Annotated in this window: 24 protein-coding genes and 1 tRNA gene; 17 read left to right on the top strand and 8 right to left on the bottom strand. The window is 62.9% G+C overall.

All coding sequences use genetic code 11. The features are described from left to right. The first annotated feature begins 84 nt into the window (after positions 1-84). From LB559_RS08495 to LB559_RS08470, 6 genes are read left to right on the top strand one after another with little or no spacing between them, the layout of a single operon-like run. Positions 85-1,962, top strand: a complete 1,878-nt coding sequence (locus LB559_RS08495; RefSeq protein WP_064995732.1) for an extracellular solute-binding protein — start codon at positions 85-87, stop codon at positions 1,960-1,962. Further along, positions 1,962-3,830, top strand: a complete 1,869-nt coding sequence (locus LB559_RS08490) for an extracellular solute-binding protein (RefSeq protein WP_063171156.1) — start codon at positions 1,962-1,964, stop codon at positions 3,828-3,830. Before LB559_RS08495 ends, LB559_RS08490 begins: the two co-directional genes overlap by 1 nt. Positions 3,831-3,860: 30 nt before the next feature. Further along, on the top strand, positions 3,861-4,958 hold the full coding sequence (locus tag LB559_RS08485) for a microcin C ABC transporter permease YejB (protein ID WP_013527941.1): 1,098 nt from the start codon (positions 3,861-3,863) through the stop codon (positions 4,956-4,958). Continuing rightward, positions 4,958-6,103 (top strand): ABC transporter permease, encoded by a 1,146-nt coding sequence (locus LB559_RS08480; RefSeq protein WP_224673774.1) that lies wholly within the window; start codon positions 4,958-4,960, stop codon positions 6,101-6,103. Before LB559_RS08485 ends, LB559_RS08480 begins: the two co-directional genes overlap by 1 nt. Then, entirely contained in the window at positions 6,100-7,731 is a 1,632-nt protein-coding gene (locus LB559_RS08475; protein ID WP_013527943.1) for an ABC transporter ATP-binding protein, read from the top strand. Before LB559_RS08480 ends, LB559_RS08475 begins: the two co-directional genes overlap by 4 nt. 29 nt (positions 7,732-7,760) lie before the next feature. Further along, positions 7,761-8,702 carry a 2-hydroxyacid dehydrogenase gene (locus LB559_RS08470; protein WP_013527944.1) on the top strand — a complete coding sequence of 314 codons (942 nt, stop codon included), beginning with the start codon at positions 7,761-7,763 and terminating at the stop codon, positions 8,700-8,702. A gap of 13 nt (positions 8,703-8,715) precedes the next feature. On the opposite strand, the gene LB559_RS08465 is transcribed toward LB559_RS08470, so the two are convergent. From LB559_RS08465 to LB559_RS08455, 3 genes are all read right to left on the bottom strand, one after another. Further along, entirely contained in the window at positions 8,716-9,243 is a 528-nt protein-coding gene (locus tag LB559_RS08465) for an AAA family ATPase (protein ID WP_224673773.1), read from the bottom strand. 63 nt (positions 9,244-9,306) lie between these two features. Further along, on the bottom strand, positions 9,307-9,669 hold the full coding sequence (locus LB559_RS08460; RefSeq protein WP_027161791.1) for a hypothetical protein: 363 nt from the start codon (positions 9,667-9,669) through the stop codon (positions 9,307-9,309). Positions 9,670-9,955: 286 nt separating this feature from the next. After that, complete coding sequence (locus LB559_RS08455) at positions 9,956-10,885, bottom strand: class I SAM-dependent DNA methyltransferase (RefSeq protein ID WP_024503423.1); 930 nt, start codon at positions 10,883-10,885, stop codon at positions 9,956-9,958. Between the two features lie 106 nt (positions 10,886-10,991). Here LB559_RS08455 and LB559_RS08450 point away from each other — a divergent pair, with 106 nt between their 5' ends. The 3 genes from LB559_RS08450 to LB559_RS08440 all read left to right on the top strand — a co-directional run bounded on the left by LB559_RS08450 (position 10,992) and on the right by LB559_RS08440 (position 14,434). Beyond that, positions 10,992-12,002 (top strand): ligase-associated DNA damage response exonuclease, encoded by a 1,011-nt coding sequence (locus LB559_RS08450; protein WP_224673772.1) that lies wholly within the window; start codon positions 10,992-10,994, stop codon positions 12,000-12,002. Positions 12,003-12,006: 4 nt separating this feature from the next. Further along, the gene (locus tag LB559_RS08445) at positions 12,007-13,608 is read left to right on the top strand and encodes a cisplatin damage response ATP-dependent DNA ligase (protein ID WP_224673771.1); all 1,602 of its coding nucleotides are present in this window, start codon (positions 12,007-12,009) and stop codon (positions 13,606-13,608) included. 112 nt (positions 13,609-13,720) lie between these two features. Further along, positions 13,721-14,434, top strand: a complete 714-nt coding sequence (locus LB559_RS08440) for an AbiV family abortive infection protein (protein WP_224673770.1) — start codon at positions 13,721-13,723, stop codon at positions 14,432-14,434. A 33-nt stretch (positions 14,435-14,467) separates the two neighbouring features. Here LB559_RS08440 and LB559_RS08435 read toward each other — a convergent pair whose 3' ends face one another. Beyond that, positions 14,468-15,607: a hypothetical protein gene (locus LB559_RS08435; RefSeq protein ID WP_063169966.1), complete on the bottom strand. Its 1,140-nt coding sequence runs from the start codon at positions 15,605-15,607 to the stop codon at positions 14,468-14,470. A gap of 331 nt (positions 15,608-15,938) precedes the next feature. Here LB559_RS08435 and LB559_RS08430 point away from each other — a divergent pair. The 8 genes from LB559_RS08430 (at position 15,939) to LB559_RS08395 (ending at position 20,799) form a co-directional block, all read left to right on the top strand. Further along, positions 15,939-16,014 (top strand) — tRNA-Thr (locus LB559_RS08430). A gap of 131 nt (positions 16,015-16,145) precedes the next feature. After that, positions 16,146-16,334 (top strand): YodC family protein, encoded by a 189-nt coding sequence (locus tag LB559_RS08425; RefSeq protein ID WP_013527958.1) that lies wholly within the window; start codon positions 16,146-16,148, stop codon positions 16,332-16,334. Between the two features lie 151 nt (positions 16,335-16,485). After that, the gene (locus tag LB559_RS08420) at positions 16,486-16,917 is read left to right on the top strand and encodes an EF-hand domain-containing protein (protein ID WP_224673769.1); all 432 of its coding nucleotides are present in this window, start codon (positions 16,486-16,488) and stop codon (positions 16,915-16,917) included. Positions 16,918-16,962: 45 nt separating this feature from the next. Next, positions 16,963-17,505 carry an RNA polymerase sigma factor gene (locus tag LB559_RS08415; RefSeq protein WP_224673768.1) on the top strand — a complete coding sequence of 181 codons (543 nt, stop codon included), beginning with the start codon at positions 16,963-16,965 and terminating at the stop codon, positions 17,503-17,505. A gap of 86 nt (positions 17,506-17,591) precedes the next feature. Continuing rightward, positions 17,592-18,044, top strand: a complete 453-nt coding sequence (locus LB559_RS08410; protein ID WP_224673767.1) for a hypothetical protein — start codon at positions 17,592-17,594, stop codon at positions 18,042-18,044. Next, the gene (locus LB559_RS08405) at positions 18,041-18,502 is read left to right on the top strand and encodes a periplasmic heavy metal sensor (RefSeq protein WP_224673766.1); all 462 of its coding nucleotides are present in this window, start codon (positions 18,041-18,043) and stop codon (positions 18,500-18,502) included. Before LB559_RS08410 ends, LB559_RS08405 begins: the two co-directional genes overlap by 4 nt. A gap of 112 nt (positions 18,503-18,614) precedes the next feature. Further along, on the top strand, positions 18,615-18,893 hold the full coding sequence (locus tag LB559_RS08400; RefSeq protein WP_224673765.1) for a GCG_CRPN prefix-to-repeats domain-containing protein: 279 nt from the start codon (positions 18,615-18,617) through the stop codon (positions 18,891-18,893). A 169-nt stretch (positions 18,894-19,062) separates the two neighbouring features. Continuing rightward, positions 19,063-20,799, top strand: a complete 1,737-nt coding sequence (locus LB559_RS08395) for a sulfatase-like hydrolase/transferase (RefSeq protein ID WP_224673764.1) — start codon at positions 19,063-19,065, stop codon at positions 20,797-20,799. Between the two features lies 1 nt (position 20,800). Here the strand turns inward: LB559_RS08395 and LB559_RS08390 are convergent, their stop codons facing one another. The 4 genes from LB559_RS08390 to LB559_RS08375 are packed head-to-tail and all read right to left on the bottom strand — an operon-like array spanning position 20,801 to position 26,626. Further along, positions 20,801-22,381: an indolepyruvate oxidoreductase subunit beta family protein gene (locus LB559_RS08390; protein WP_224673763.1), complete on the bottom strand. Its 1,581-nt coding sequence runs from the start codon at positions 22,379-22,381 to the stop codon at positions 20,801-20,803. Beyond that, positions 22,374-24,527 carry an indolepyruvate ferredoxin oxidoreductase subunit alpha gene (locus LB559_RS08385; RefSeq protein ID WP_224673762.1) on the bottom strand — a complete coding sequence of 718 codons (2,154 nt, stop codon included), beginning with the start codon at positions 24,525-24,527 and terminating at the stop codon, positions 22,374-22,376. The genes LB559_RS08390 and LB559_RS08385 overlap by 8 nt, the downstream gene beginning before the upstream one ends. 45 nt (positions 24,528-24,572) lie before the next feature. Further along, positions 24,573-25,055 carry a MarR family winged helix-turn-helix transcriptional regulator gene (locus LB559_RS08380; protein WP_013527967.1) on the bottom strand — a complete coding sequence of 161 codons (483 nt, stop codon included), beginning with the start codon at positions 25,053-25,055 and terminating at the stop codon, positions 24,573-24,575. Next, positions 25,055-26,626, bottom strand: coding sequence for a phytoene desaturase family protein (locus LB559_RS08375; protein WP_224673761.1), 1,572 nt, complete (start codon positions 26,624-26,626; stop codon positions 25,055-25,057). Before LB559_RS08375 ends, LB559_RS08380 begins: the two co-directional genes overlap by 1 nt. Between the last annotated feature and the right edge of the window lie 15 nt (positions 26,627-26,641).

Below are 26,641 nucleotides of genomic sequence, written 5' to 3'. Positions count from 1 at the left end.
GGCGACAAAGCCGCGCATGACGGTTTTCACGAGCGCCAAATCATCTAGATTGCCCATGAGCGGGCATCGCGAAGAGGATAGTGCATGACGGTTGGCCGAACGCTTCTCAAGTCGTTGCTGGCGGCAGCCCTTCTGGCGGCGGGATTGCAGGCTGCCCGCGCCGACGAATGGCGCACCACCTCATCGCTGATCGGCGAGTCCAAATACGGCGCCAATTTCCAGCACTACGACTACGTCAATCCGAACGCGCCCAAGGGCGGCACGCTGAATTCGGTGGTGCCAGGCACATTCGACAGTTTCAATCCCTATGTCGTCCAGGGATCACCGGCCGCCGGCCTGGTCGGGTTCGGCGGCGGCCTGCTCTACGACACGCTGATGGAGCAGGCGACCGATGAAGGCAGCACCAGCCATCCGCTGATCGCCGACGCCTACAAATATCCTGATGACTATTCCTCCGCGACTTACCGGCTCGATCCGCGCGCCAAATGGCATGACGGCCAGCCGATCACCGTCGATGACGTGATCTGGTCGTTCCAGGTGCTCAAGGCCAACAGCCCGCAATACAGCCGCTATTTCGAGAATGTCACCGATGCGGTGGCGATTTCGGACCGCGAGGTGGAGTTCCATTTCAACCAGAAGGGCAATCGCGAACTGCCCAAGATCATCGGCGACCTCGCAGTGCTGCCGAAACATTGGTGGGAAGGCACCGATGCCAACGGCAAGAAACGCGACGTGACCAAGCCGACCCTGGAAATCCCGCTCGGTTCGGCGGCCTACAAGATCGCCAGCTTCAAGCCGGGCTCGGAGATCATCTGGCAGCGTGTGCCGGACTACTGGGCGGCCAAGCTGCCGGTGAAGATCGGCCGCGAGAACTTCGACACCCGACGCTACACCTATATCCTCGACGACAATGCTGCCTGGCTCGCCTTCACCAAAGGCGGACTGGAAGACATCAACCGCGAATACAGTTCGCGTAAGTGGGCGACGGCTTACAATTTCCCGGCATTCCAGGCCGGCGATGTCATCAAGAAGGATTTCCAGACCCAGGCGCCGCAACCGATGCAGGGTTTCGTCCTCAACCAGCGGCGGCCGCTGTTCCAGGACCGGCTGGTGCGTGAGGCACTGACCATCCCATTCGATTTCGAGAGCATGAACCGCACCCTGTTCTTCGGCTTCAACACCCGTACATCGAGCTATTTCCAGGGCACAGAACTGGCGTCGAGCGGACTGCCGCAAGGCAAGGAACTGGAGATCCTGGAAAAATACCGCGACAAGCTGCCGCCCGAACTTTTCACCCAGGAATTCAAGCTGCCGGTCTATGATTCGCCGCAGGCGGAACGGAAGTACCTGAAACAGGCAGTCGATCTCTTCGCCAAGGCGGGCTGGGTGATCAAGGGCGGCAAGATGGTCAATGCCAAGACCGGCGCGCCGTTCAAGTTCGAGATCCTCGGCTGGAACGACACTGACCAGGTGATCGCCAGTCCCTACATCGCCAATCTGCGCAAGATCGGTGTCGATGCCACTTTGCGCATCATCGACCAGACGCAGTACATCAACCGCGTCAACAATTTTGATTTCGATGTCGTCACAGGCATCCTCCAGCAGTCGGAATCGCCGGGCAACGAGCAACGCGACTTCTGGAGCTCGAAAGCTGCCGATTCGCCCGGTTCGCGCAATCTGATGGGCATCAAGGATCCGACCATCGACGCGCTGGTCGATCGCATCATCTTCGCCACCGATCGCGACGATCTCGTCGCCGCCACCCATGCGCTCGACCGCATCCTGCTGTGGAACTTCTATGTCTTGCCGCAATATCACCGGTCGGCGGTGTGGCTGGCCTATTGGGACAAGTTCAAATTCCCCGACAAGCAGCCCGCCTATGTCGGCGCCGACATCGATTCCTGGTGGATCGACCCGGACAAGGAGAGGGCGCTGGCGGCCAAATACAAGGGCGGCAATTGATGGCGGCCCTGCCCCGCCGCGACTTTCTCGCCCTGGGCAGTGCCGCGGCAGCCGCTGCCCTGTTGCCCGGCCGGGCCTTCGCCGACATTGCGACCGGCATCAAGCTGCATGGCCTGTCGGCCTTCGGCGACCTCAAATACAAGCCCGATTTCGCGCATTTCGACTACGTAAATCCGGACGCGCCCAAGGGCGGCCAGATGAATTTCGCGCCGCCGAACGCAACCCTCAATCAGAGCTTCCTGACCTTCAACACGTTGAATTTCCTGGTGTTGAAGGGGGAGGCGCCGCCGCGCGCCGAACTCTGTTTCGATTCGCTGATGACAAGCGCGCTCGATGAGCCAGATGCAGTCTATGGCCTGCTTGCCGAAACCATTACCCTGTCGCCAGACCGCAACGGTTTCCGCTTCGTGCTGCGACCGCAAGCGCGTTTCCACGACGGCTCGCCGCTGACCGCGCAAGACGTTGTCTTTGCGCTGAAGCTCTATAAGGACAAGGGCCATCCGAACCTTTCCCAGGCGTTGCGGTACATGACCGACGTGGTTGCGGTCGATCCCACCACCGTCGATCTCACCCTCAACGGCAAGCAGTCGGCGCAAAACGTCCTTGCGATCGTGGGGATGCCTATCGTCTCCAAGGCCTTTTACACGGCCAATGATTTCGATGCTTCGACCATGACGCCGCCGCTTGGCTCGGGACCCTACAAGATTGGACGCGTGGCGGCCGGACAGACGGTCGAATATGACCGCGTCGCCGATTATTGGGGCCGCGATCTCCCGGTGAACCGCGGCCTCTACAATTTCGACCGCATCCGCATCGACTTCTATCTTGACCGGCAGGCGGCATTCGAGGCCTTCAAGAAAGGCGACACGCATTTTCGCGAGGAATTCACCTCACGGGTATGGGCGACCGGATACGACTTTCCGGCGCTGAAGGACGGCAAGGTCCTCAAACGGGAATTTCCCGGCGAGAAGACGCCGGACATGCAGAGCGTCGCGCTGAACCAGCGTCGTCCGCAATTCCGCGATGAGCGGGTGCGGCGGGCGATCGCCAGATGTTTCGATTTCGAATGGATGAAGCGGGCCTTGTTTTACGGCTCCTACGAGCGTTCTCAATCGAACTTCGAACGATCGGATTACAAGGCCGAAGGCCTGCCCTCGCCTGACGAATTGGCCCTGCTGGAGCCATTCCGGGCCGAGTTGCCGCCAGAGGTTTTCGGTGAAGCGGTAACACAGCCCCTGTCCGACGGTTCGGGCCATGACCGCAAGCTGCTGGGCGAGGCTTCGAGATTGCTTGCGCAAGCCGGCTGGAAGCGCGACGGCAGTTTCGTCGTCAATGACAAGGGTGAGCCGCTGCGGGTCGAAATGCTGGCGGAGGACGATGGCATCGTTCGTATCTACACCCCGTGGTCGGAGAATATGAAGGCGATCGGGATCGACGCATCGATCCGGCAAATCGATTCGGCGCAGTATGAGCAGCGGCACAGCAATTACGACTTCGATCTTGCCTTGCTGCATTGGTCGATCGGGGCGACGCCGACTGACGACAGCCTGCAGATGCTCTATGATTCCCGCATGGCGAAAATCCCGGGGCAACGCAATTATCCGGGCACCGAAAGCAAGGCCATCGACGCCCTGATCGCGGCAGCAGCCAAGGCGAAAGACCGTATAGAACTCGTCACGGCGCTCAGAGCGCTCGACCGGGTCTTGCGCGCGCGGCTGGACTGGATTCCAACATACTATCTGGCGAATCACCGCGTCGCCTATTGGGACATGTTCGGCTTTGTCGAACAGAAGCCTGATTTCGGCTTTCCGGTCGAGACGCTGTGGTGGTTCGATAAGGGCAAGGCGGCAAGAATTGGCAAAGGCTGAGATGTTCGCTCAACGAGGGCAGAAGGCCTGATGGGCGCCTATATCCTGCGCCGCATCCTTTTGATGATCCCGACGCTGTTCGGCATCATGGCGATATCCTTCGCCGTCATCCAGTTCGCCCCCGGCGGTCCGGTCGAACAGGTCATCGCCCGGCTGACCAATCAGGGCGGCAGCGACCGCCTCGGCGGTGGTGGCGGCGACGCGGGTGCTGGCGGCAATTTCGATGCCGCCGGTGACGTCAGCTCGAAATATCGCGGTGCGCAGGGGCTCGATCCGGAATTCATCAAGAAGCTGGAAAAGCAGTTCGGCTTCGACAAGCCGCCGCTCGAGCGCTTCGGCATGATGCTGTGGAACTATGCCCGCTTCGATTTCGGCGACAGCTATTTCCGCGACATTTCGGTGCTCGACCTGATCCTGGAAAAAATGCCGGTGTCGATCTCGATCGGGCTGTGGATCACGCTGTTGTCCTATTTGATCTCGATCCCGCTCGGCATCCGCAAGGCGGTCAAGGACGGCACTCCCTTCGACGTCTGGACCAGCGGCGTCGTCATTGTCGGCTATGCCATTCCGGGCTTCCTGTTCGGCATCATGCTGATGGTGCTGTTTGCCGGCGGGTCTTTCTGGGACTGGTTTCCGTTGCGCGGCCTCACCTCGGACAATTGGGATCAATTGTCGTGGTGGGGAAAGATCGTCGACTATTTCTGGCACATGACATTGCCGCTGACCGCGCTGGTGCTGTCGGCCTTCGCCACCACGACGCTGCTGACCAAGAACTCGTTCCTCGAAGAAATCCGCAAACAGTATGTGGTGACGGCGCGAGCCAAGGGTCTGTCGGAACGGCAGGTGCTCTACGGCCACGTCTTCCGCAACGCCATGCTGATCGTCATCGCCGGTTTTCCCGGCGCCTTCATCTCGGCCTTCTTCACCGGCTCGCTGCTGATCGAGAACATCTTCTCCCTCGATGGCCTCGGTCTGCTCGGCTTCCGGTCGGTGGTCGAGCGCGACTATCCGGTGGTGTTCGCCAATCTCTACATCTTCTCGCTGCTCGGGCTGTTCGTCGGGCTCTTGTCCGACCTGCTCTACACCTGGGTCGATCCGCGCATCGATTTCGAGCGGAGAGACGTCTGATGTCGGAGGCTACAGTCCCCGTCGACGCGGCACCCGCGCGGATCAAGCGGCCGTTTCTGTCGCCGCTCAACAAGCGCCGCCTGCAGAACTTCAAAGCCAACCGCCGCGGCTACTGGTCGCTGTGGATCTTCCTCGTCCTGTTCGTGCTGTCGCTGTTTTCCGAGTTCATCGCCAACGACAAGCCGATCATCGCTTCCTACAAGGGCGAAATCCTGTTTCCGGTGCTGGTCGCCTACCCCGAGGAAAAATTCGGCGGCTTCTATGCCGTCACCGATTATCGCGATCCGGTCATCCAGGACGAGATCAACGCCAATGGCTGGATGATCTGGCCGCCGGTGCGCTACTCCTATCAGACGGTCAACAACGCTATTCCCGAAGCAGCACCGGCCAGGCCGTCGTGGCAGTATGACGCCAAGACACGCTGCAACCAGTATCCGCAGGGTGCTGCCGACCCCGCCTGCATCGTCGGCAACTGGAATTGGTTGGGCACCGACGACCAGGCGCGCGACGTGCTGGCGCGCGTCATCTACGGCTTCCGCATTTCGGTGCTGTTCGGCCTGATCCTGACCGCCGGCTCGGCCTTGATCGGCGTCGCGGCCGGCGCCGTGCAAGGTTATTTCGGCGGCTGGACGGATCTCTTGTTCCAGCGTTTCATCGAGATCTGGTCCGCCATCCCGGTGCTCTATCTCCTGCTCATCGTCGCCGCCATCCTGCCGCCGGGCTTCTTCATCCTGCTCGGCCTGATACTGCTGTTCTCCTGGGTGGCGCTGGTCGGCGTGGTGCGGGCCGAGTTCCTGCGCGCCCGCAATTTCGAATATGTCAACGCGGCCCGGGCGCTCGGCGTGCCCAACCGCACCATCATGTTCCGGCACCTGCTGCCCAATGCCATGGTGGCGACACTGACCTTCATGCCCTTCCTGCTCTCGGGCTCGATCTCGACGCTGACCTCGCTCGACTATCTCGGCTTTGGCCTGCCGCCCGGCTCCGCCTCGCTCGGCGAATTGCTCAAGCAGGCGCAGCGCAACCTCAATGCGCCGTGGCTCGGCATTTCCGGCTTCGTCGTCATCTCGCTGATGCTGTCGCTGCTGGTCTTCGTCGGCGAGGCGACGCGCGACGCCTTCGATCCGCGCAAGACGTTCCGATGAGCGAAGCCCCCTTGCTCAGCGTACAGGACCTCAGCGTCGCCTTCAGCCAGGGCGGCGGCCAGTCGACGGCGGTCGACCACATCTCGTTCGACATCGCCAAGGGCGAGACGGTGGCGCTGGTCGGCGAATCCGGCTCCGGCAAATCGGTCTCGGCGCTTTCGGTGCTGAAGCTTTTGCCCTATCCAAGCGCCAGCCACCCCTCGGGAAAGATCGTGTTCCAGGGCAACGACCTGCTGGCGATGGGCGAGAAGCAGTTGCGGCAGGTGCGCGGCAACAAGATCACCATGATCTTCCAGGAGCCGATGACCTCGCTCAATCCGCTGCACACGATCGAGCATCAAATCGTCGAGATCCTGAAGCTGCACCAAGGCATGGCCGACCGCCCCGCCAAGGAGCGCACGCTGGCCCTGCTCAACGAGGTTGGCATCCGCGATCCGCACAAGCGCCTCGATGCCTATCCACACCAGCTGTCCGGGGGCCAGCGCCAGCGCGTGATGATCGCCATGGCGCTGGCCAACGAGCCCGAACTTCTGATCGCCGACGAGCCGACGACGGCGCTCGACGTCACCGTTCAGGCGCAGATCCTCGAACTGCTGGCCGGCTTGAAGAGCCGCAAGGGCATGTCGATGCTGTTCATCACCCATGATCTCGGCATCGTGCGCAAGATTGCCGACCGCGTCTGCGTGATGACCAAGGGCAAGATCGTCGAGACCGGCCCGACCAAGGAGATCTTCGCCAATCCGCAGCATGCCTACACAAGGCATCTGCTGGCGGCCGAGCCGAAGGGCAAGCCGCCGGCCGCCAATGCCGACGCCAAGCCGGTCATGACCGGCAAGGACATAAAGGTCTGGTTCCCGATCAAGCAGGGCTTCTTCCGCCGCACCGTCGACAATGTGAAGGCAGTGGACGGCATCGATGTCACCGTGCGCGCCGGCCAGACGCTCGGCGTGGTCGGCGAATCCGGCTCCGGCAAGACGACGCTCGGCTTGGCGCTGGCGCGCATGATCTCGTCGACCGGCATGATCCAGTTCAACGGTCGCGACATCAACCAGCTGTCCTTCAATGCAATGCGGCCGCTCAGGCGCGAATTGCAGATCGTCTTCCAGGATCCGTTCGGCTCGCTCAGCCCGCGCATGTCGATCGCCGAGATCATCGAGGAAGGCCTCAAGATCCACGAGCCGAAGCTGTCGCCCGACGAGCGCGACGACAAGGTGGCCGCCGTGCTGAAGGAGGTTGGGCTCGATCCGGCGACCCGCAACCGCTACCCGCACGAGTTTTCCGGTGGCCAGCGCCAGCGCGTTGCCATCGCACGCGCCATGGTGCTCAACCCGCGCTTCGTCATGCTGGACGAGCCGACATCGGCACTCGACATGAGCGTGCAGGCGCAGGTCGTCGACCTGCTGCGCAGCCTGCAGGCCAAGCACGACCTCGCCTATCTCTTCATCAGCCATGATTTGAAAGTCATCCGCGCGCTCGCCAACGACGTCATCGTCATGCGCAATGGCAGGATCGTCGAAGCCGGCCCTTCCCAGCAGATTTTTGAAAATCCGCAAACCGACTATACTCGGGCGCTGATCTCGGCCGCCTTCAAGATCGAGACGGCACCGGTCGGCATCGTCAGCGAGTGATTTGCGTAAAGAGGGACTAAAGGACCGCAATGGAAAAAGGCCGCATCCTGCTTGCCGTCACCGGCTTTCATCCGCAGCGCTGGCGCGACCTGCTGTCGGCCGAACGCGAGGTGGTGCTGGAGCCGGACGGCGCCAGCGACCCCTCGATCACCTATGCCGTTGTATGGAAGCAGAAGCCGAACATCCTGGCGTCGCTGCCCAATCTGCGCGCCATCTTCTCGATCGGCGCCGGCGTCGACCATATCTTCGCCGATCCCGGCCTGCCCGACGTGCCGATCGTCAAAATCGTTGCCGACAACCTCACCCAGTACATGACGGAATATGTCGTCTGGCGGGTGCTCGACCATCACCGCCAGGGCCTGCTCTACCGGTCGCAGCAGTCGAAGAAGATCTGGCATGAGCCGCAGCAGAGGCCTGCCGGTGATATTTCGGTCGGCATCATGGGCCTCGGCAGTCTCGGCCGCGCCGCGGCCTCGGTGCTGCTCTCGCTCGGCTTTGCCGTCAATGGCTGGTCGCGCACCGACAAGGCCATGCAAGGCGTCGCGACCTATTCCGGCGAGGCCGGATTGATCCCCTTCCTCAAGGCAACCGACATCCTGGTGGTGCTTCTGCCGCTGACGCCGGAGACCAAGGGCATCATCAACTACGGCGTGCTGAAGGAGCTGCGGAAACGCAACGGCCTCGGCGGCTCGGTGCTGATCAATGCCGGGCGTGGCCGCCTGCAGAAGGATGCCGACATTTTGCGGGCGCTGGATGACGGCACGTTGAAGGAGGCAAGCCTCGACGTGTTCGAGGTCGAACCGCTGCCGAAGACCAGTCCGCTGTGGGGGCATCCGAAAGTGTTCGTGACGCCACACGCGGCGGCGACCTCCGATCCGGTGCATCTGGCGCCGATCATGCTGCGCCAGATGGACGCCTTCGAACGCGGCGAAAAGCTCGACAATCTGGTGGACCGCAAGGCGGGGTATTAGCCAGGACAAGGCCTCATCGGGCCAGGTCCCACTCCCGGAAGCACTTCTTGATTGCCCGCAGTGACGATAACTGCACCTTTGGCAGATCAATCTGCTCGAACATAGCCAGGTAGCGTTTGCGATTTTTCGGCGTGGCGACAGTGATATGGCGGATCATATCCCATTTGACGCCGTCGCGCCCGCCCTCCAAGGCACCGCGCCTCTCCCGCTCCAACAACGTCCGGCGAAAATAGCGCAACAAACTTGCGGGTGTGGAAATGTCCAACAGGATCAATCCCGTCGCCCGCCGAAAACGTTGCGGCATACCTACCGAATAATTCCCATCCATCACCCAACGCTCTCCGGCGATTGCGGCGTCGTGCAAGGCAATGAATTCGTCCCTTGGGCGCGCTTCCCAATCCGTGTTCGGGAGATGGAAGAGCTGATCGAGGTGAACAGTCGCCAGATCACGCTTGCGGGCAATCGCGTCGGCGAGGGTCGACTTGCCACTGTTGGACGGCCCCAAGATACATATGCGGTCCCCGAGCTCCGAGAGATGCATCCGATCGTGCCCTGCAAGGTGGTTTGTTGCCTGCGATTCTCGACCCGTAGCCGCCTCCGACCTCTAGCCAGGCAGAGCGATCTTCTTCTGCTTCTCCGGCTGGCCGCAGTCGCGTCGGTCGATCGACCGGTTCATGGCATCGATCTCACCGCTCGCCTTGTCGGTATCGCGCTTGGCCTTGGAGCGCATGTCCGGCGTGAACGGGCCGAAGCCCATCGCCGGATTGGAGAAGGTCGGCTTGGCCTTGATCGGCAGGTTGTACTGCTGCGCCAAGCCATTGCGCTGCGCCAGCAACTGGTCGCACGGCACGCTGTCGTATTGCAGGGACGACTGGATGTTCGCATCCTGCTGTTCCGACATCGAAGTGCCACCGACACAGCCGGCGGTCAGCAGGCAAGAGGCCAAGATCATCATGTTCCAGCGCATCGGCTATGCTCCTCCTGATATCCCGCCCTGACGCGAGCAGATCGCAAATATCAGTCGCGCATGCAAATCGGACTTTTTCACAGCAGGAATGTTTGCGAGGCGGCGAGGCTGCCCCTCCGCAGGCGCGTGGCTGACGGAGCATCAAACGAAAAACCCGCCTGTGCGGCGGGTCACTGGCGCAAATCAGCACCATGGGCGAAAATGTACCATAGCTGAGGGCAGGGTGTCAAGAAAAAATTCCTATCGCACCCGACGAAAAGCTGCCGACACCGCCGACCGGCTGTCGTCAGGTCTTTTGTTCAGCTGAGTTCGGAGCCCTGGCCACAACGACCAACCCGTTGACGTGTTCCCCGCGATCCTGCCGGATCGCGGTTGGTTCCAGTGACAGGACCGAAAGCCCGTTGGCGGCCAGCACGTCGAGCACATAGCGTTGCGCATGCGCATAGCGGCGTGACGGCAGCAGCGCGAAATCGCCATCGCCAGCCAGCGTCTCGACGGAAAACGCGAACAGGCCATCCGTGGCCAGCAAGCCGGCAATCGTCTTCACCACGCCGCCCAGCGCACCGACATAGATGAAAACATCGGCCACCGTCACCAGATCGGCTTTCGGACCGGCATAGGGAAAATCCCGCAGATCAGCCTTGTCGAGGAAATCGTAGACGCCCTTGGCCCGCGCCTTTCTCAGCATTTTGGCCGAAATGTCATACCCCTCCAGCCGGTCGACGATCGGCCGCAGCCTCTGCCCCATCAGGCCTGTGCCGCAGCCGAGATCGAGCGCCAGCGCGAAGCGGCCCGGCCTTGCCGCTCGAATGGCCTGGTCGAGCATCCCAGGCAGGCGGTAACCCAGCCTGCCGACCAGGGACTCGTCGAAGCTCTCGGCATAATGGTCGAACAAGGTCTCGACGAAGGCGCTGGGGAGCGCATCGACCGCCGGCGCCTTGCCGATCAATTGCAGGTTCAGTGCAGCGCCTTGACGATCCGATGGATCGAGTTGCAGCGACATCGTCCACGCCTGCGCGGCCAGATCCGCCGCGCCCGCCGCCTGCTGCATCTCGCCGAGGCGAAACCAGCCCATCGCCCATTGCGGCGTCATTTCCAGCGCACCGAGCAGCAATTCCGCCGCCGCCGCATGATCGCCATCAGCGTGCAGCATCTCGGCATAGTCGGCGCGACGATCGGCGTTCAAGTCGCCTGACGAGGCCTGAAGCGGTTTCATGGCGATGGGTCCTGCCGGCGGATCGAGCCGGCGGTGCTCTATGCGGGAGTCAGCAGTGACTTACAACAGGCTTCCCGCCGCGGAATTATATCCTATCTTGGAGACCATGCGCACCAGTGTTCTGCTTCATCCCCGGCCCGAGGGCCTCTATTGCCCGCCGGGCGATTTCTTCATCGACCCGGTGCGGCCGGTCAACAGGGCACTGATCACGCATGGCCATTCCGACCACGCGCGTTCCGGCCACCGCTCGGTGCTGGCGACGCAGCAGACGCTCGACATTATGGGGCTGCGCTACGGTGAGGATTTCGCTGGAACAACACAAGCGGCAAGGCTCGGCGAGACGATTGCCCTCGATGGCGTCAGCGTCAGCTTCCATCCGGCCGGCCATGTGCTGGGCTCGGCGCAGATAGCGGTCGAGCATCAGGGCACGCGCATCGTCGCTTCCGGCGACTACAAGCGGCAGAGGGACGCGACCTGCGCGCCATTCGAGCCGATCCAGTGCGATGTGTTCATCACCGAAGCGACGTTCGGCCTGCCGGTGTTTCGCCATCCCCCGGACACCGAAGAAATCGCCCGCCTGCTGAAATCGGCCGCGCAGTTCCCTGAACGCTCGCATCTGGTCGGCGCCTATGCGCTGGGCAAGGCGCAACGGGTGATGCGGCTGTTGCGCGACGCCGGCTACGACAGGCCACTCTACATCCATGGCGCGCTGGCCAAACTCAGTGAGTACTACCAGAGCCAAGGCATCGATCTCGGCACCCTCGAACCGGCGACCGTCGAAAGCGGCGGCAAGGATGATTTTGCCGGCGCCATCGTCGTCGGCCCGCCTTCGGCCTTCGCGGATCGCTGGGCGCGGCGGTTTCCCGATCCGATCTCGTGCTTTGCGTCAGGCTGGATGCGCATCCGCCAGCGCGCCAAGCAGGGCGGCATCGAACTGCCGCTGATCATCTCGGACCATGCCGACTGGGATGAGCTGACCGCCACCATCAAGGAGACCGGAGCCGAAGAGGTCTGGGTGACGCATGGCCGCGAGGAGGCGCTGGTCCGCTGGTGCGAACTCGAAGGCATCGCGGCAAAGCCACTGCACCTGGTGGGCTACGAGGACGAGGGCGATTGAAGCCATGAACCGCTTCGCCGAACTTCTCGACCGCCTGGTGCTGACGCCGTCGCGCAATGGCAAGCTGACCTTGCTGACCGACTATTTCCGCAGCGTCGAGGATCCCGATCGCGGCCTGGCGCTGGCTGCCATCACTGGCGATCTCCACATCGCCGCGGTCAAGCCGGCGATGCTGCGCATGCTCGTCACCGAGCGCATGGATCCGGTGCTGTTCGGCTATTCCTACGACTATGTCGGCGATCTCGCCGAAACGGTGTCGCTGGTCTGGCCGCAAACGCCCGGAAACACCCCGAACCGCGAGCCGACGCTTGGCGAGGTCGTCGCCAAGCTGCAGGCGGCAAGCCGCTCCGACGGACCGAAGGTGCTGGCAGGGCTGCTCGACAGCGCCGGCATCTCGGCACGCTTTGCCATCATCAAGCTGGTCACCGGCGGCCTGCGCATCGGCGTGTCGGCGCGTCTGGCCAAACAGGCGCTGGCGGATTTCGGCAAGGTCGAGGTCGCGGAGATCGAGGAGCTCTGGCACGGGCTGTCACCGCCTTACACAGCGTTGTTCGCCTGGCTGGAAGGCAAGGCCGAAAAGCCCAGGAACACGGCGTTGGCATTGTTTCGCCCGGTGATGCTGTCGAACCCGGTCGGCGACGGCGATCTCGAAAAGCTCGATCCGGCGGATTATGCCGCCGAATGGAAATGGGACGGCATCCGTGTCCAGGCGGTGGCGGAGGGCGGCATCCGCCGGCTCTATTCGCGCACCGGCGATGACGTTTCGGGCGCCTTTCCGGACCTCGCCGAGGCCATGCATTTTTCCGCAACGCTGGACGGCGAACTGCTTGTCGGCGATCCCCGGGAGGCGACGGGAACCTTCTCCGATCTGCAGCAACGGCTGAATCGCAAGACGGTGGCACCGAAGATGCAGCAGCAATACCCGGCCTTCATGCGCTGCTACGATCTGCTCCAGGTCGGCGGCGAGGATTTGCGCGCGCTGCCGTTTCGCGAACGGCGCGGCCGGCTGGAAAGCTTTGTCGCGACACTCGACCCGAGCCGTTTCGATCTGTCGCCATTCGTCGACTTCACGGACTGGCAAACGCTGGAGGAACTGCGCCGGGCGCCGCCGCATCCGATCATCGAAGGCGTCATGCTGAAGCGCTGGGACTCAGCCTATGTCGCCGGCCGGCCGAAAGGTCCGTGGTTCAAGTGGAAACGCGATCCGCACACAGTGGACGCGGTGCTGATGTATGCGCAGCGCGGCCACGGCAAGCGGTCGAGCTTCTATTCCGACTATACGTTCGGTGTCTGGGCAGGTGCCGAAGGCGAAGAAGAACTGGTACCGGTCGGCAAGGCCTATTTCGGCTTCACCGACGAGGAACTGAAGCAGATCGACAAATATGTCCGCGACAACACGATCGAGCGTTTCGGGCCGGTGCGCTCGGTGCGGGCCGACCGCGACAACGGCCTGGTGCTGGAAGTCGCCTTCGAAGGACTGAACCGCTCGACCCGGCACAAATCCGGCGTCGCCATGCGCTTTCCCCGCATTTCGCGATTGCGCTGGGACAAGCCGGCCAACGAGGCCGACCGCATCGAAACGCTGCAGGCGCTGCTCGACCGCTGAGTGATTGTTTTGACAAATTTACACACGGAAACCCGTTTCAAACTTTTCCGTAGCGGCTCAAAGATCGCTTTCATACACTGGCGTGGTGAGAGTGCGTCTTAAAGGGGGGCGGATGACAACGAATTCTGGTAGCCCACTCGCTGAAATTCTAGAGAATATTCAACAGTTAACAAAGAACGCGAAGTCGCTGTGTAGAACGAAAAAATACGCCCTATCAGTTCACGTATCAATTCTCAGCATAGAAGAGAGTGCAAAATACCTCATACTATTCTGTCGGTCACACCTTCCGGAAGAGGTTTTTCGGAAGCGATTTCAACACTTGAATAAACATGCAGTTTCGAGAGCACCATGGTTCCTTGCTGGGCAATTATCAGTCGTATACATGGTCCATGTCGCAAGCGAGATGCAGCAAGGCGACGACGATCTCGCTAAATCCACTCGCACATTTTCAAAATATATTTCTCACTATTTCTATCGTAATGACCCTGAAGCAGTTGCCAGGTCAATACTCGGGGTCCTTGATTTAAAAGACGATAATATAATTAAACAAAATAAGAACGCAATCGCGGAGCAAGAAAGAGATAGACTTTCATCTGTTTATGTTGATATCTCCAATGATCTCGAAATATTATCCAAGCCAAGCGAGTTTGATCGCGAGAAGGCAAAAAAATATACCGATATGGCAGAGTTTTGTATGCGGGTGTCCCAATTCGTGGGCACACCATCCGAAACCATTTCTGACTTCGTCGAGATGCTGCCACCGATTGAGCGGCAGCGAATGAAACGCGAAGCCAGAAAACATGCGCTCGATCTCATACGGAGGTGAGCGAAGGCTAAGTTGCTTCCTGCGCAGATGCCCTTACGGCTCGATCGAAACGCGGATTTCGTAGATGTCGGCGGCCTTGCCCTGCTTGTCGAAGTCGGAATTGATGGCAATGGTGCCGGCCGAGCCCGGATGCTTGTCGGGAAACTGCACGTCGAACAGATATTCGTTCTGCTGCTGGCCGACCGCATAGCGCTTGCGGCCGCAGTCGCCGAGTTCGCCGAAATTGCAGTCGACCGAAATCTGCGTCTCCTTGCCTTCTTCGGAGCGGGCAATGATGTCGAACACGGCATGTTTGCCGGCCAGTTTCTCCAGCACGCCTTGTCCGACGTCGAAGCTGATCGCCGAACCGGACGCGCCGGAACGGATGCGCAGGAACGAACCGGTATCGTCCTTCATCACCTCGGCCCTGGCGTCCGATGGCGCACTGACATGCGATGCATCGGCCGGCGAAAACACATTGATCCAGTCGCGCGACTGGTCGGCGGCGCCGGGTTTTGCCGGACCGCCGTCGGCCGGTGTGAAATCGTCGTCCTCGACGGTCGGCGGCGCTTCAGGTGGTGCGGTGTCGAGTTGGGCCGACGTCTTGAACACGCCGGTCTGCACGGCAAAGAACAGGCCGATGCCAACTGCTGCCAGCAGTGTCACGGTCAGGAAGATGGCGGTCAGCGGCAGGCGACGCCCTCTTATGCGTCGTTCATCGCGGTCGGGCGCCACTTCCGTGGTCGCACCGGCCGAGGCCGGAACCGACATGTCGATGGCCGGAGCATCGGGAAGCGTGGCGTCCGGCATGATGTCGGGAACGACGGGCAGGACGCGCGAGCGCGGCGCATCGGCAGCGGATTGCACGGGGCCGTCGACGACGACATCGGGGGATGATGCCTGTCGGCCGGTTTCGACCGCGGGCGCCGAGTCCGCTCCGAGTTCGACCGCCGGTGCATCGCCCTGCGGGCCGACATCCGGCACCGCCGGCAGGAACTCGGATTCGATTTCGGTGATTTTCGCCTGGATTGCCTTGCGGCGCTTGATGGCGACCTCAACGGTCACACCGGGATTGGCCTGGAGCGCGCGATCAAGCGCGGCAAAAGCCGAGCGATAGACCCTCTCGCGGAACGCGCGGTCCTCGGCATTGCCTTTCTCCAAGGCGTTCCGGATCGCTTTTTCGATCGCGTCCAAGCGGGTCCCTCTGTCTTTGCCAACCTTGCCGTGATCGTTAGCCGCAGGCGACCAATCAATCAACGGGCGAGCGGCGCATTCTGCCTCGCAGAGGTATGCAAAGTCCATTCCGGCGCTGTTCCGGCAACAAAATCAGCATGTTTCACCGATCTTCACGCGCGTGGAGCGCACGCACCGTGCGCCGCATCCCCTTGACGATTGATTGGCGGACAAGGCGGCGGCCGGCTTTCGAGGGTGCCACGACGCCGCCGCAGGAATTGCCAAGTCGCATCTTGAATTCGCGCCCGGTTGCGTCTATCACCGCCGCATCTTGGAGGCGTTGGCTTCCCGGGCCGCTTTAGCTCAGTTGGTAGAGCACCGCATTCGTAATGCGGGGGTCGCGTGTTCGAGTCACGCAAGCGGCACCATCCCCCCTCCTTTTCGTCGTCTACCCCTCCGCATCTGGTGCAAAGGATTGCGGCGCCGGCCTGGCAGATCTGCCATTGTCGTGACCCCGGTTTGGTGTGAAACTCATGGCCTCAGCATGGGAGGTCAAAAAATGCCGAACAATTTCAAGACCGGAGACGTCGTCAAGCTGAAATCCGGAGGCCCCAGGATGACGGTCAGCGATGGCGCAGCCTCGGGCATGTATCTGTGCCACTGGTTCAATCGCGAGGGCGAGGTGTGGACCCCGCAGCATGCCGGGTTCAAGCCCGAACAACTGATTGCGGCCGACCAGTCGGACTAGAGCTCCTTCCATCCCGATCGACGGGATGCGCACCCGAGCACGAACGGATCAGCACGCGCGACCGACGGATTTTCCGGGTCGCGGCGTTTAACGGTTGAAGCGCGATGACGGCACAAGCCGTCTGCGTCGCGCCAAGCTGGAGACGCACAACATGATCAGCCGTTCGATATTAGTCGTTGCCTTGAGTTTGCAGACCGTTGCGGCTCTTGCCCAGGCAACGACCCCGCCTGCACCGCAGACCGCCGCGCCACTTGCCGCGCCAGGCGCGTCGGGGAGCAGGTCCGACATCACGCTGGCCAAATTCCAGAAGCGGCGCGAAAAGGCGATCATGGCGGCCGACACGGATGGCGACGGCAAGATCAGCCTGCTGGAATGGGAGGCCTTTCAGGCGAAGCGCAACGTCAAGGGCGACGCCTCCAGATCCTTCGCGCGGATCGATTCCAACCATGACGGCTTCATCGATCGCGCCGAACTCGATGCCTTCTTCGCCAAGCGCTTCGCCCGGCTGGACAAGAATGCCGATGGCATTCTGACAGCCGACGAATTGCCGGGCCACAAAACCGCTCCCAAGCAAGAGCAATGACCAAGAGGCAATGACGCGCGATGAAGATCGGGAGTGCGCCGACTGATGGCTGCGGATCCGGACGAGGAGCTGGTTCGCCGTGTCGGCGCCGGCGAGCCGGCAGCCGTGCAAACGCTCGTCGCGCGCAAGCTGCCGCGTATCCTGGCGCTTGCCGTGCGCATGCTCGGCGATGCGGCGGAGGCCGAGGATGTCGCGCAGGAAACCTTCGTGCGGATCTGGCGCCATGCCGCGAACTGGCGGCGCGGCAATGCGCGCTTCGACAGCTGGATCCACCGGGTGACGCTCAACCTTTGCTACGACCGGCTGCGTCGCAGGCGCGAGTGGGTGACCGGCGACCTGCCGGACGTCGCCGATCCTGCGCCGCTTCCCGATGCTCATTCCGAGGAAGAAGCCCATCGGGTCGAACGGGCGCTGCAAGCCATAGCGCCGCGCCAGCGCGAAGCGATCGTTCTGGTCTACTATCAGGGGATGTCCAATATCGAGGCGGCAGCGACACTGCAGATCAGCGTCGATGCCCTGGAAAGCCTGCTCGCGCGCGGCCGGCGGTCGCTGCAAGCGATCCTGGCGGAGGATGGCGCCGATGAGTAAACGCCGGGCAAGCAGCAACGCAGCACGGCCATTGCGCCTTGCTGGTGCCGCCTGGCGCTCGGCGCCGACGGGCAAGGGGGAGACACATGGCTGAAGGGTCCAGGAACGAACCCGCAATGGATGCCAAGCGCTTTGCCGCCTTGGCGCAGGCCTATGGCGGCGACTTGCGGCGATGGCCCGAGGCCGAGCGAATGGCCGGCACGGTCTTTGCCGCAAGCGACGCGGGCGAGGCCATCTTGAGGCAGGCCGGGACACTTGACGCGCTGCTCGACAGCTACCGCGTCGACGCCCCGGACAAGGCACTGCACAGCAGCATTCTGCAGGCTGCCGGCCGGCACATCGTCCAGCGCCGGCGTCAGTGGTTCTGGTGGCTGGGACTTGGACTTGCAGGCATTGGTCTGGCCGGTGCCGTGGCAGGACTGGCCCTGGTGACCATCGTCACGCCGGAGGTCCAGCCGGACCATTATGTGCTGGATACCGATGTAACGGCGTTTGGCTATGCCGGCCCGGATGCCGAGAACGGTGAGGAAAACCTATGAGCCCGCGCTGGATCCGTGGTCTGGTCATTACTTCCGTGGTGCTGAACGTCTTTCTTGCGGGCGCATTCGTCGGCGGCGCGGTCTGGCTGAGAAATGCCAAAGCGGGCGCGGCTGTCTCGCTGGAATCGGCTGGCCGACAGCTTGCCAACCAGGACCGCAAGGCGTTCCGCGAGGCGCTGCGCCAGGTTCGCGTGCAGTCCCGTCAGATCATTCTCGATGGCCAGCAGGCGAGGCAGGAGGCAGCGGACCTGTTGCAGCAGCCTGTCATGGACAAGGCCGCCTTGTCCGCCGCCCTGGAACGGGCACGCAATGCCGATGTGACGGTGCGCAGCCGGCTTGAACAGGCCATTGTCGATTTCGCGGCGAGCACATCGCCTGAAAACCGGAGCGTGCTGGCACAGGCGTTGCTGCGCCATATGGAACGCCGCGCCACCGTTGCGCCAAAAAAATCGCCATGACGACCGACGGAAAATGCTCGAGACGCCGTTTAACGAAGGGAAGAGACAAGCCTGCCCGATCGCACCGTGCGGGGCGGCCATCTTCAAACTCGAAAGCACTCGGAGTCCAATTATGAGTCGCCTGAAAAACTATGCAGCAGCCGCCATCCTGGCGGTCAGTGGAACTGTCGTGACCGCCTCCGCGTCCAGCGCAATGCCCATCGTGTCCGTCGCTCAGCCGGCCGCCCTGGTCGAGCATGTCCGTTGGGGTTGCGGCATCGGCTGGCACCCGAACCGATGGGGCCGCTGCGTGCCGAACGGCGTCGTCGTCGTGCGCCCGCGCTACCACTATTGGCGCGGTCCGGCCTACGTCTGGCATCCGCATCATCACTGGCGCCACTGGCACCGCTAATGATCGAAGCGTGGCGGGGGCCAGGCGCCTGGCCCCCCTCAGCGCTGGCGCACACCGGACAATCCCGACCAGCCGAGTTAAGGTTAAATCCACTATACATTTGTTCTTAGCCCGCAAATAATCGAAGAATTTCCCGAAACTATGCTCAGGCATCTTCGTGGGAAAATCTGTGGTTCAGCTTCAAGGTCTTGGACGGGTGCTCTGCCATCCGCTGACGCTGGCCGTGGTCAGCCTTGCAGGCGTCTTCGCCGCCGGACGGGCCGAGCACGAATGGCTGTCGGTGCCGTTCTCGCTGGCGCTGGTGGCTGCCCTTGCCGGACTTCTGTTCCTGGCTTCGGGGCGCCTTGCCTTTTCCGTCTACCTCGCCTGGATGGGCATTGCCTTCGTCACCGTGGTTTCGGCGATCAAGTTCCGGCTGAAAGGATTTTCGCTGCACTTCTACGACACGGTCTTCGTGTCGAGGGACCCGGAAGTGTATCGTTTCCTGCTCGGCTCCTACCTCCATCTGATCGCGCCGGTCGTCATTGCCCTAGGGCTCGGCATCGGGGCGGCGGTGCTTCTGTTCCGGATCGATCGGAAAATCGGCTGGCCGGTGTCGGCACGCGTCCTGGTCATGGCGGCGCTCGTCGTTCTGGTGCCGCTGACCTTTCCGGCCGAGGCCTCGAAGGACCGCTATTTCTACTACATGCAGGGCCGGCACATGTCGGCCTTCTTCGTCTCGCTGCTGGATTTGCACAACCTCGTTGTAGAATCGGGCTTCGAAAAGCGGCTGCAAGCCGTGGCGCCGCAGCCGCCTTTTGCCGACACGGTCGATTGCGGCGACCGGGCTGATCTTCCCGACGTCTTTTTCGTGCTCAGCGAAAGCCAGTCCGATCCCGGCTATTTTCCGCAGGTCGGCAACGGCGCGGGATTCCTGCAGAGATTCGCACCGGGGGCCGGCACGCCGCACCAGATGCAGGTCGAGACGTTTGGCGGCGGCACCTGGATCACCAATCTGTCGCTGATGACCGGCCTGTCGGCCACCGATTTCGGCTGGCGAAGCCCCTATCTGACCATCACCCTGCAGGACAAGGTCGCCGGAGCCTTGCCGGAGGTGCTGGCGCGCTGCGGATATCGGACTGTCGTGATGACGCCGATGGACTTTTCGTTCGTCAATGAAGGGCCGTTCCTGAAATCGATCGGTTTCGAGACCGTGCTCGACATCAAGGACATCGCCGCGCCCTTCTATCACCTGCGCGACAACTTTTATTACCAGGCGGCCGAGGCATTCATCGCCAGGCACCATAGGGAAGACGGCCGGCCGCTGTTCCTCGAAATCCAGACCATGTTTCCGCACTCACCCTATGAGGGGCGGATGGAGCCCGGGCTGAAGGTCGAGGGCGAGCCTTTCTCGGGCGATTTCCAGGCCAATGAGTATCTGCGCCGGATGGCGGTAGCGCGCGGCGATTTCCAGGATTTCCTCGACAAGAGGCAAGCGGATGCCGGTGAACGCGGCGCCGTGGTGCTCGAATTCGGCGATCACCAGTCGTCGGCGACCAAGCCGTTCGTCGAGGCGATCGCCGGGGACGACGCCTTGGCGACCCCTGGCTCGCTTGCCTATCGCACTTTCTACACGCTCACCACCTTCAACCATCCTTTGCGCCATCCGATGCCTGACCTGGCCCCGCTCGACGTCGGCTTCCTCAGCGCAAGCCTGCTCGACGCCGCCGGCCTGCCGATGTCGCCTGTCATGGCCGATCTCGTGCGCCTGCGCGACCGTTGCGGCGGCAGGTTTCATGGTTGTCAGGATCGGGCGGAGGTCGATGCGCATCTGCGTAGGCGCGTCGATTCAGGGCTGCTGCATCTGTTCGCCGAAGCGGTGCCGCTGCATGGGCTGGCGCCGCTCCAATCGGTAGATGCCCGTTAAATCAGCCTATTGTATCCGGCCCCAGCGTCGCCACGGTCTTCAGCGCACCATCCAGCATGTCGCCCTTCTCGTCCTTCAGCGCCATCTCGCGCAGGCGGCGGATCCAGTCGGCGGCGTCGGTGCGGCCCTTGACCAGGTCGAGCGCCGAGAGCACGCGGTCGAATTTCGACTGCGCCCGGACATGGGTGTCGCTGTAGCCCTTGATCAGCCGGCGGCAGTTGAGGATTTCGACGGCCAGTGCGTAATCCTGGGGCACATGGTCGAGCGCCAGCGCGTACCAGCCATCGAGATGCGCGACCTCGACCTTGTGGCGCAGCAGGCTGCGGCGCCAGCGGCGCAGGCCACCGATGAACCAGAGTGCTGCAAAGCCGGCAAAACTGTCGGTGCGGATGCGGCGGCCATGGTTGATGCGGCGGTCGAGAAAGGCGGCGAGCTTCGGCCGGTTCTCGATGTAGCTGCCCAGACCCGCCGGCAGCGTGCCGCAGAACTCCTCGATGCGCGGATGGAAATATTCGGTGACCTGCAGGATCGAGCCATCCTTGACGCCGACCTCGCGGCGCACGCGTTTGTCGCGCGTCGAACGTGTCTTGAGATCGGCGACGCGGATCATGTCGTCGTAGCACAGCGCGTTGGCCAGATGCTTGGCGGCAGCGATGGACAAGCCATAGCCCTGAATCGGCCCGTCCAGCGCGACGGCCTTGTCCAACCGGTCGAGATAGTCGCGCCCATAGGCGATGTCCTGATAGTCGACGACCTTTCTCAAGCCTCGAAGCGCCATGTCGCGCACGGCCACCGGCAACAGATCGATGCGGGCAGCCAAGGCCTGCCAGCCTTGCAGCAGGTTTTGCGGGCCACTCACCTGTCCGGCGCCCAGGGCAGATTCGACGATCGCGGGCTCGGCCGGCTTTGGCGCCGGTGCTGCCGTGCCGCGCGCACGGTCAAACGCGGCACCGAAGGCGGCGAGGCTGGCCTTGACGCCCCGGCCGCCGGCACCGATCGCCTGTTCGTAGCTCTCGCGCGTGAACGGCAGGGCGCCGGACCCTGCCAGCGCGCCAAGCAAGCTGGCCGAGATCATCGAGCCATTGTCGGCGGCGATCTTTTCCATGTCGAAAGCGATGAAGCGCTTCGATGCGGCTTCCGCCGTTGCATGCACCTTGGAGGACGAAGCCCGGCCGTCGCCCGGTTCGATCTTTTCCGACACGGCGGCGATGCGGTGCGACGAGGCGATCAGCGTGGTGCGCTCGGGCGTGACGAAGCCGCGAATGATGGCGCGGCCGGCTTCCATCAACTCCGCCGCGATCAGTATGTCGACGTCGCCTTGCGAGGGCGACAGCGCAAAGACCGGCAGCCGGCCGGTGTCGCGGGCCATCTCGACATAGTAGATGGTGGCGCCGGTACGCTGGGCGACGCCGGCGACCGAGGTCGACTGCGCGACATAGCCGTTGCGCTCGGCGACATCCGTAATCCAGTCGGCGAGCACGCCGCCGCCCTGGCCGCCGACCGCCAGCACGGCGAGCTTGATGACACGCTCACCATCTTGAGCGCCGGCGTGGGCGCGAAGTGGGGGGACGGCGTCAAGCATCGGCGAAAGTCAGGCGCCGGCTTTCGCGGCGACGCTGCAACAGGCTGATGGTGGCGCGGCGTGCGGCTTCCAGGAAGCGATCCCAGCGGCTTGGATTGTGGACGACGTCGGCGCGATAGAAGGACGGGCAGAGCACCGCCGCATCGGCGACCTCGCCGCAATTGCCGCAGCCGACGCAACTCTGGTCGATATGCGCGACCGGATCGTCGCGCAAAGGATCGTCGAGCGACTTGACCGACAGCGATGGGCAGCCGGACAGCCGCATGCAGGCATGGTCACCGGTGCAGATGTCCTCATCGACGCCGAACTTCGGTTTCACGACACGGGTCCCGCCCTTGATCGCCTTGTCGACCAGCGGCTTTTCGCGGCGCTGGCGGTTGAGCATGCATTCGGACGAGGCGACGATGACTTTCGGCCCCTTCTCCTCCGTCGTCAGCGCCTCGCGCAGCGTGTCCTGCATCTTGGTCACGTCATAGGTGCGGTCGACATGGCGCAGCCATTTGACGCCCATGCCTTTGACCGCCTCGGTGATCGGATGCTTCGTCGACTTGGTCTTGTTGCCGGCGCGGGACGAGAGGATGTCCTGGCCGCCGGTGGCGGCCGAGTAAAAATTATCGACGATGACGATGACGCCGTCGTTCTTGTTGAACACCGCGTTGCCAATTGAGGAGGTCAGGCCGTTGTGCCAGAAGCCGCCGTCGCCGACGAAGGAGATGGACCGCCGCTTGGCATCAGGCGAATTGAAGGCCGAGGCGGAGGCCGGGCCCAGCCCGTAGCCCATGGTGGTGGCGCCGAGCTCGAAAGGCGGCATGATCGAGAACAGATGGCAGCCGATGTCGGAGGCGATGTGATGCTTGCCTAGCTCCTGCTCGACCAGTTTTGTCGCGGCAAAGATCGGCCGTTCCGGGCAGCCGATGCAGAAGCCCGGCGGACGGCCCGGCACGACATTGATGAGGTCGGCGGCATCAACGCCGTCGCCGACCTTGTTGGGCGCGCGCACCTCGCCCGGCAAAAGATGCGGCGCCTCGGCGCGCAGGAAGGCGCCGATGCCGTCGAGCATGACCTGGCCGGTGTATTCGCCGGCCATCGGCAGATGCTCCTTGCCGACCAGCCTGGTGCCTCGACCGGCCTTGTGCAGCATCGAAGCAAAGGCCTGTTCGATGTAGTTGGGCTGGCCTTCCTCGACGACCAGCACCGACTGCTTGCCCTCGCAGAACGACAGGAACTCGTCATCGATCAAGGGATAGACGGCATTGAGCACATAGAGCGGCACGTCGGTGTCGCCATAAATGTCGGCAAGGCCGAGCCGCTGCAGCGCGCGGATGACCGAATTGTACATGCCGCCCTGCATGACGATGCCGACCGAGCCATGGTCCGAGCCGAAGAACTCGTTGATCTTGTTCTTGGCGATGAAGTCGACCGCCGCCGGCCAGCGTTTCTGCACCTTCTCCTTCTCATGCAGGAAGGAGGCGGGCGGCAGCACGATGCGGTCGGTGTCGCGGCGCGGCGCGTCGAGGGCATCGGCGACCGTCATCGGCGGCCGCTTGTTGTCCTTGGCGATGAAATGGCCATGCACGTGGCAGCAGCGGATGCGCACCTGCAGCATGACCGGCGTGTTGGAAATCTCCGACAGCTCGAAACCATCCTCCACCGCCTTGACGATCGACGGCAGGTTCGGTCGCGGGTCGAGCAGCCACACCTGGCTTTTCATGGCGAAGGCATGGCTGCGCTCCTGCATGATCGAGGAGCCCTCGCCATAGTCTTCGCCGACGATGATCAGCGCGCCGCCGGTGACGCCGCCGGAGGCGAGATTGGCGAGCGCGTCGGAGGCAACATTGGTGCCGACGGTCGACTTGAAGGTCGCCGCACCGCGAATGGGATAATGCACTGACGCCGCCAGCATGGCGGTGGCAGTGGCTTCCGAGGCGCTGGCTTCGAAATGCACGCCGAGCTCGCCCAGAATGTCCTGCGCGTCGGCCAGCACGTCCATCAGGTGACTGATCGGCGCGCCCTGATAGCCGCCGACATAGCCGACGCCGCATTGCAGCAGCGCCTTGGTGATGGCGAGAATGCCTTCGCCGGCAAACTCCTCGCCGGCACCGAGCCTGAGTTTTTCGACTTCCCTGGCAAAAGACCGTTCGGCCATTCTTTTTCTCCCTTCCGTTACCGCCAGCGCTGGCGGCGCGTAGGTCTAGATGTCGTGCTTGCGAATGTTCTTCAGCATCTTCAAAAGCGTGGCGATGAGCGCGGAATATTCGGCATCGTCGATGTCGTCGAACATCGCTTCGAACGCGTCGTGCATGGCCGGCCAGGCGCGGGTGAACTCGGCGCGGCCCTCGTCGGTCAGGAACACATGGCGGATTCGGCTGTCGGTGACACCCTGCTCGCGTCGCACCAGACCCTGGCCCTCCAGCGTATCGAGGGTCCGGCTCAAGGTCGATTGCTCGATGACCGTATAGACCGAGAGGTCGTTGACGGTGATACCGTCGGTGACCGACAGCACGGCGAGCGTGCGGACCTGCGGGATGGTCAGGCCCTGCTTGCGGAAATCGTCGCGCAAGGTGGCGTTGTAGCGGCCCATGATGCGGTTCATCAGATAGGGCGCGAATTGCTGCAGCCCGATCTGCCCCAGGGTCGAAATGCGCTGGCGCTTTTCCGCGACCTTCTCTTCCATCACAGCCTCCCCGCCAGGAGAAATCCGGAACCGCCGCCGAGACCCGCACCCGGGTGGGTCGAGGCGCCGATATGGTAGAGACCCTTGATGCCGGTCTGATGATTGCGGCTGGTCTTGAACGGCCGCCACAGGAAAGACTGGTCGATGGTCGAGGAACCGCCATAGGGGTCACCGCCGACCAGGTTGATGTTCATCGCCTCCAGATCGGCCGGCGAATAGGCGCGGCGCGCGATGACGCTGTCCTTGAAGCCTTCGATATGGCTGGCGAGGATCGCCTCAATGCGGTCGGCATAGGCTTCGCGCAGCACATCGGTCCATTGCCCGTCTGCCGGCGCCTGCAGCTTGCCGGCCGCGTCGCCCTTGATGTGGCGAGGCGCCTCGGGCAGTTGCAGCCACAGGATCGCCTTGCCTTCAGGGCAGCGCGATGGGTCAAGCGCATGCGGCTGGCCGACACAGATGGTCGGCACCTCCGGCAACATGCCCCGCGCCGCCTCGTTGCAGGCTTTCGAGACGCCATCCAGGCCCGGTGTCAGGTGCAGCAGCGCCACCTTATCCAAGCCTTCGCCCGGCCATGCGGGCGGTTTGTCCAAGGCGTAGTGGATCTGGAAATTGCCTTTGCCGTAGCGGTACTTTTGCGTCGCCTCGACATCGGCTTTGGGTGCATCCGCGCCAAGCAGCCTGCCATAGAGCTGCGTTGGCGTAACCGAGCAGATGACGCTCTTGTCGGCATTGATTGTCTCGCCCGAGGCCAGCCGCACGCCGGTTGCCCGGCCATTGTTTTGAACGATCGAAGCGACATCGGCGCCGGTGCGGATATCGCCGCCGCGTTCCCGAATCAAAGCCTCGAAGGCCGCCAGCAGGTTTTTTGCCCCACCCTTGACGATCGGTGCTCCGGCCGCCTCAAGTGCGAAGGCGATCACCTTGGCGATCTGGCCGGAGAAGGCGTCCTCGGGTCCAAGCCCGGCATGCAGTACCCAGGGTGCCCACAGCGCGCGGATGGTTTCGGACCGGTAGGTGTTTTCGAGCCAGCCGCGCGCCGGCACCAGAGCTTCGCCGAGGAAGGCGGCAAGGCCGCGCGGGCCACGCCGCCAGCCATCACCGGCAAGCAGCTTCGCTGTCGGGTAGGACCACAGGCTGCCGCCGAGCAAGCCAAACAGCAGGCCGGCATTGCGTTCGATGCCGCCGACATCATCCGCGTGCCGGTCACCGTCGCCTGCCGCGATTGCGTTGAGGGCGGCGATGTTGGCGGCACGGTCGGTGCTGAGCACGGCATGGCTGCCATCCGGCCGCAGCACGCCCGTCGGCGTGCCCGTGTGGCAGAACTCCAGCCCGTGGCGCGCGAGATCGGCGCCCAGTGCCGCAAAGGCCGGCGAGGTGATGAACAGCACGAAGGTCGTCGCCATCACATCATGGATGAAGCCGGGTGCGGTGATCTCCTCGGTGCGCAAGCAACCGCCAATGCGGTCGTTGCGCTCCAGGACGAGCACACGCGCCCCTTTGCCGCCAAGCATCGCCGCGCAGACCAGCGCGTTGATGCCGCTGCCGACGATGATGTGATCGGGGGCGGTCATTGGCGGTTGCTCTTT

The sequence above is a fragment of the Mesorhizobium sp. BR1-1-3 genome (genome assembly GCF_020165455.1).
Classification (GTDB): domain Bacteria; phylum Pseudomonadota; class Alphaproteobacteria; order Rhizobiales; family Rhizobiaceae; genus Mesorhizobium; species Mesorhizobium ciceri.
This window is presented reverse-complemented; position numbering and strand designations above follow the sequence as displayed.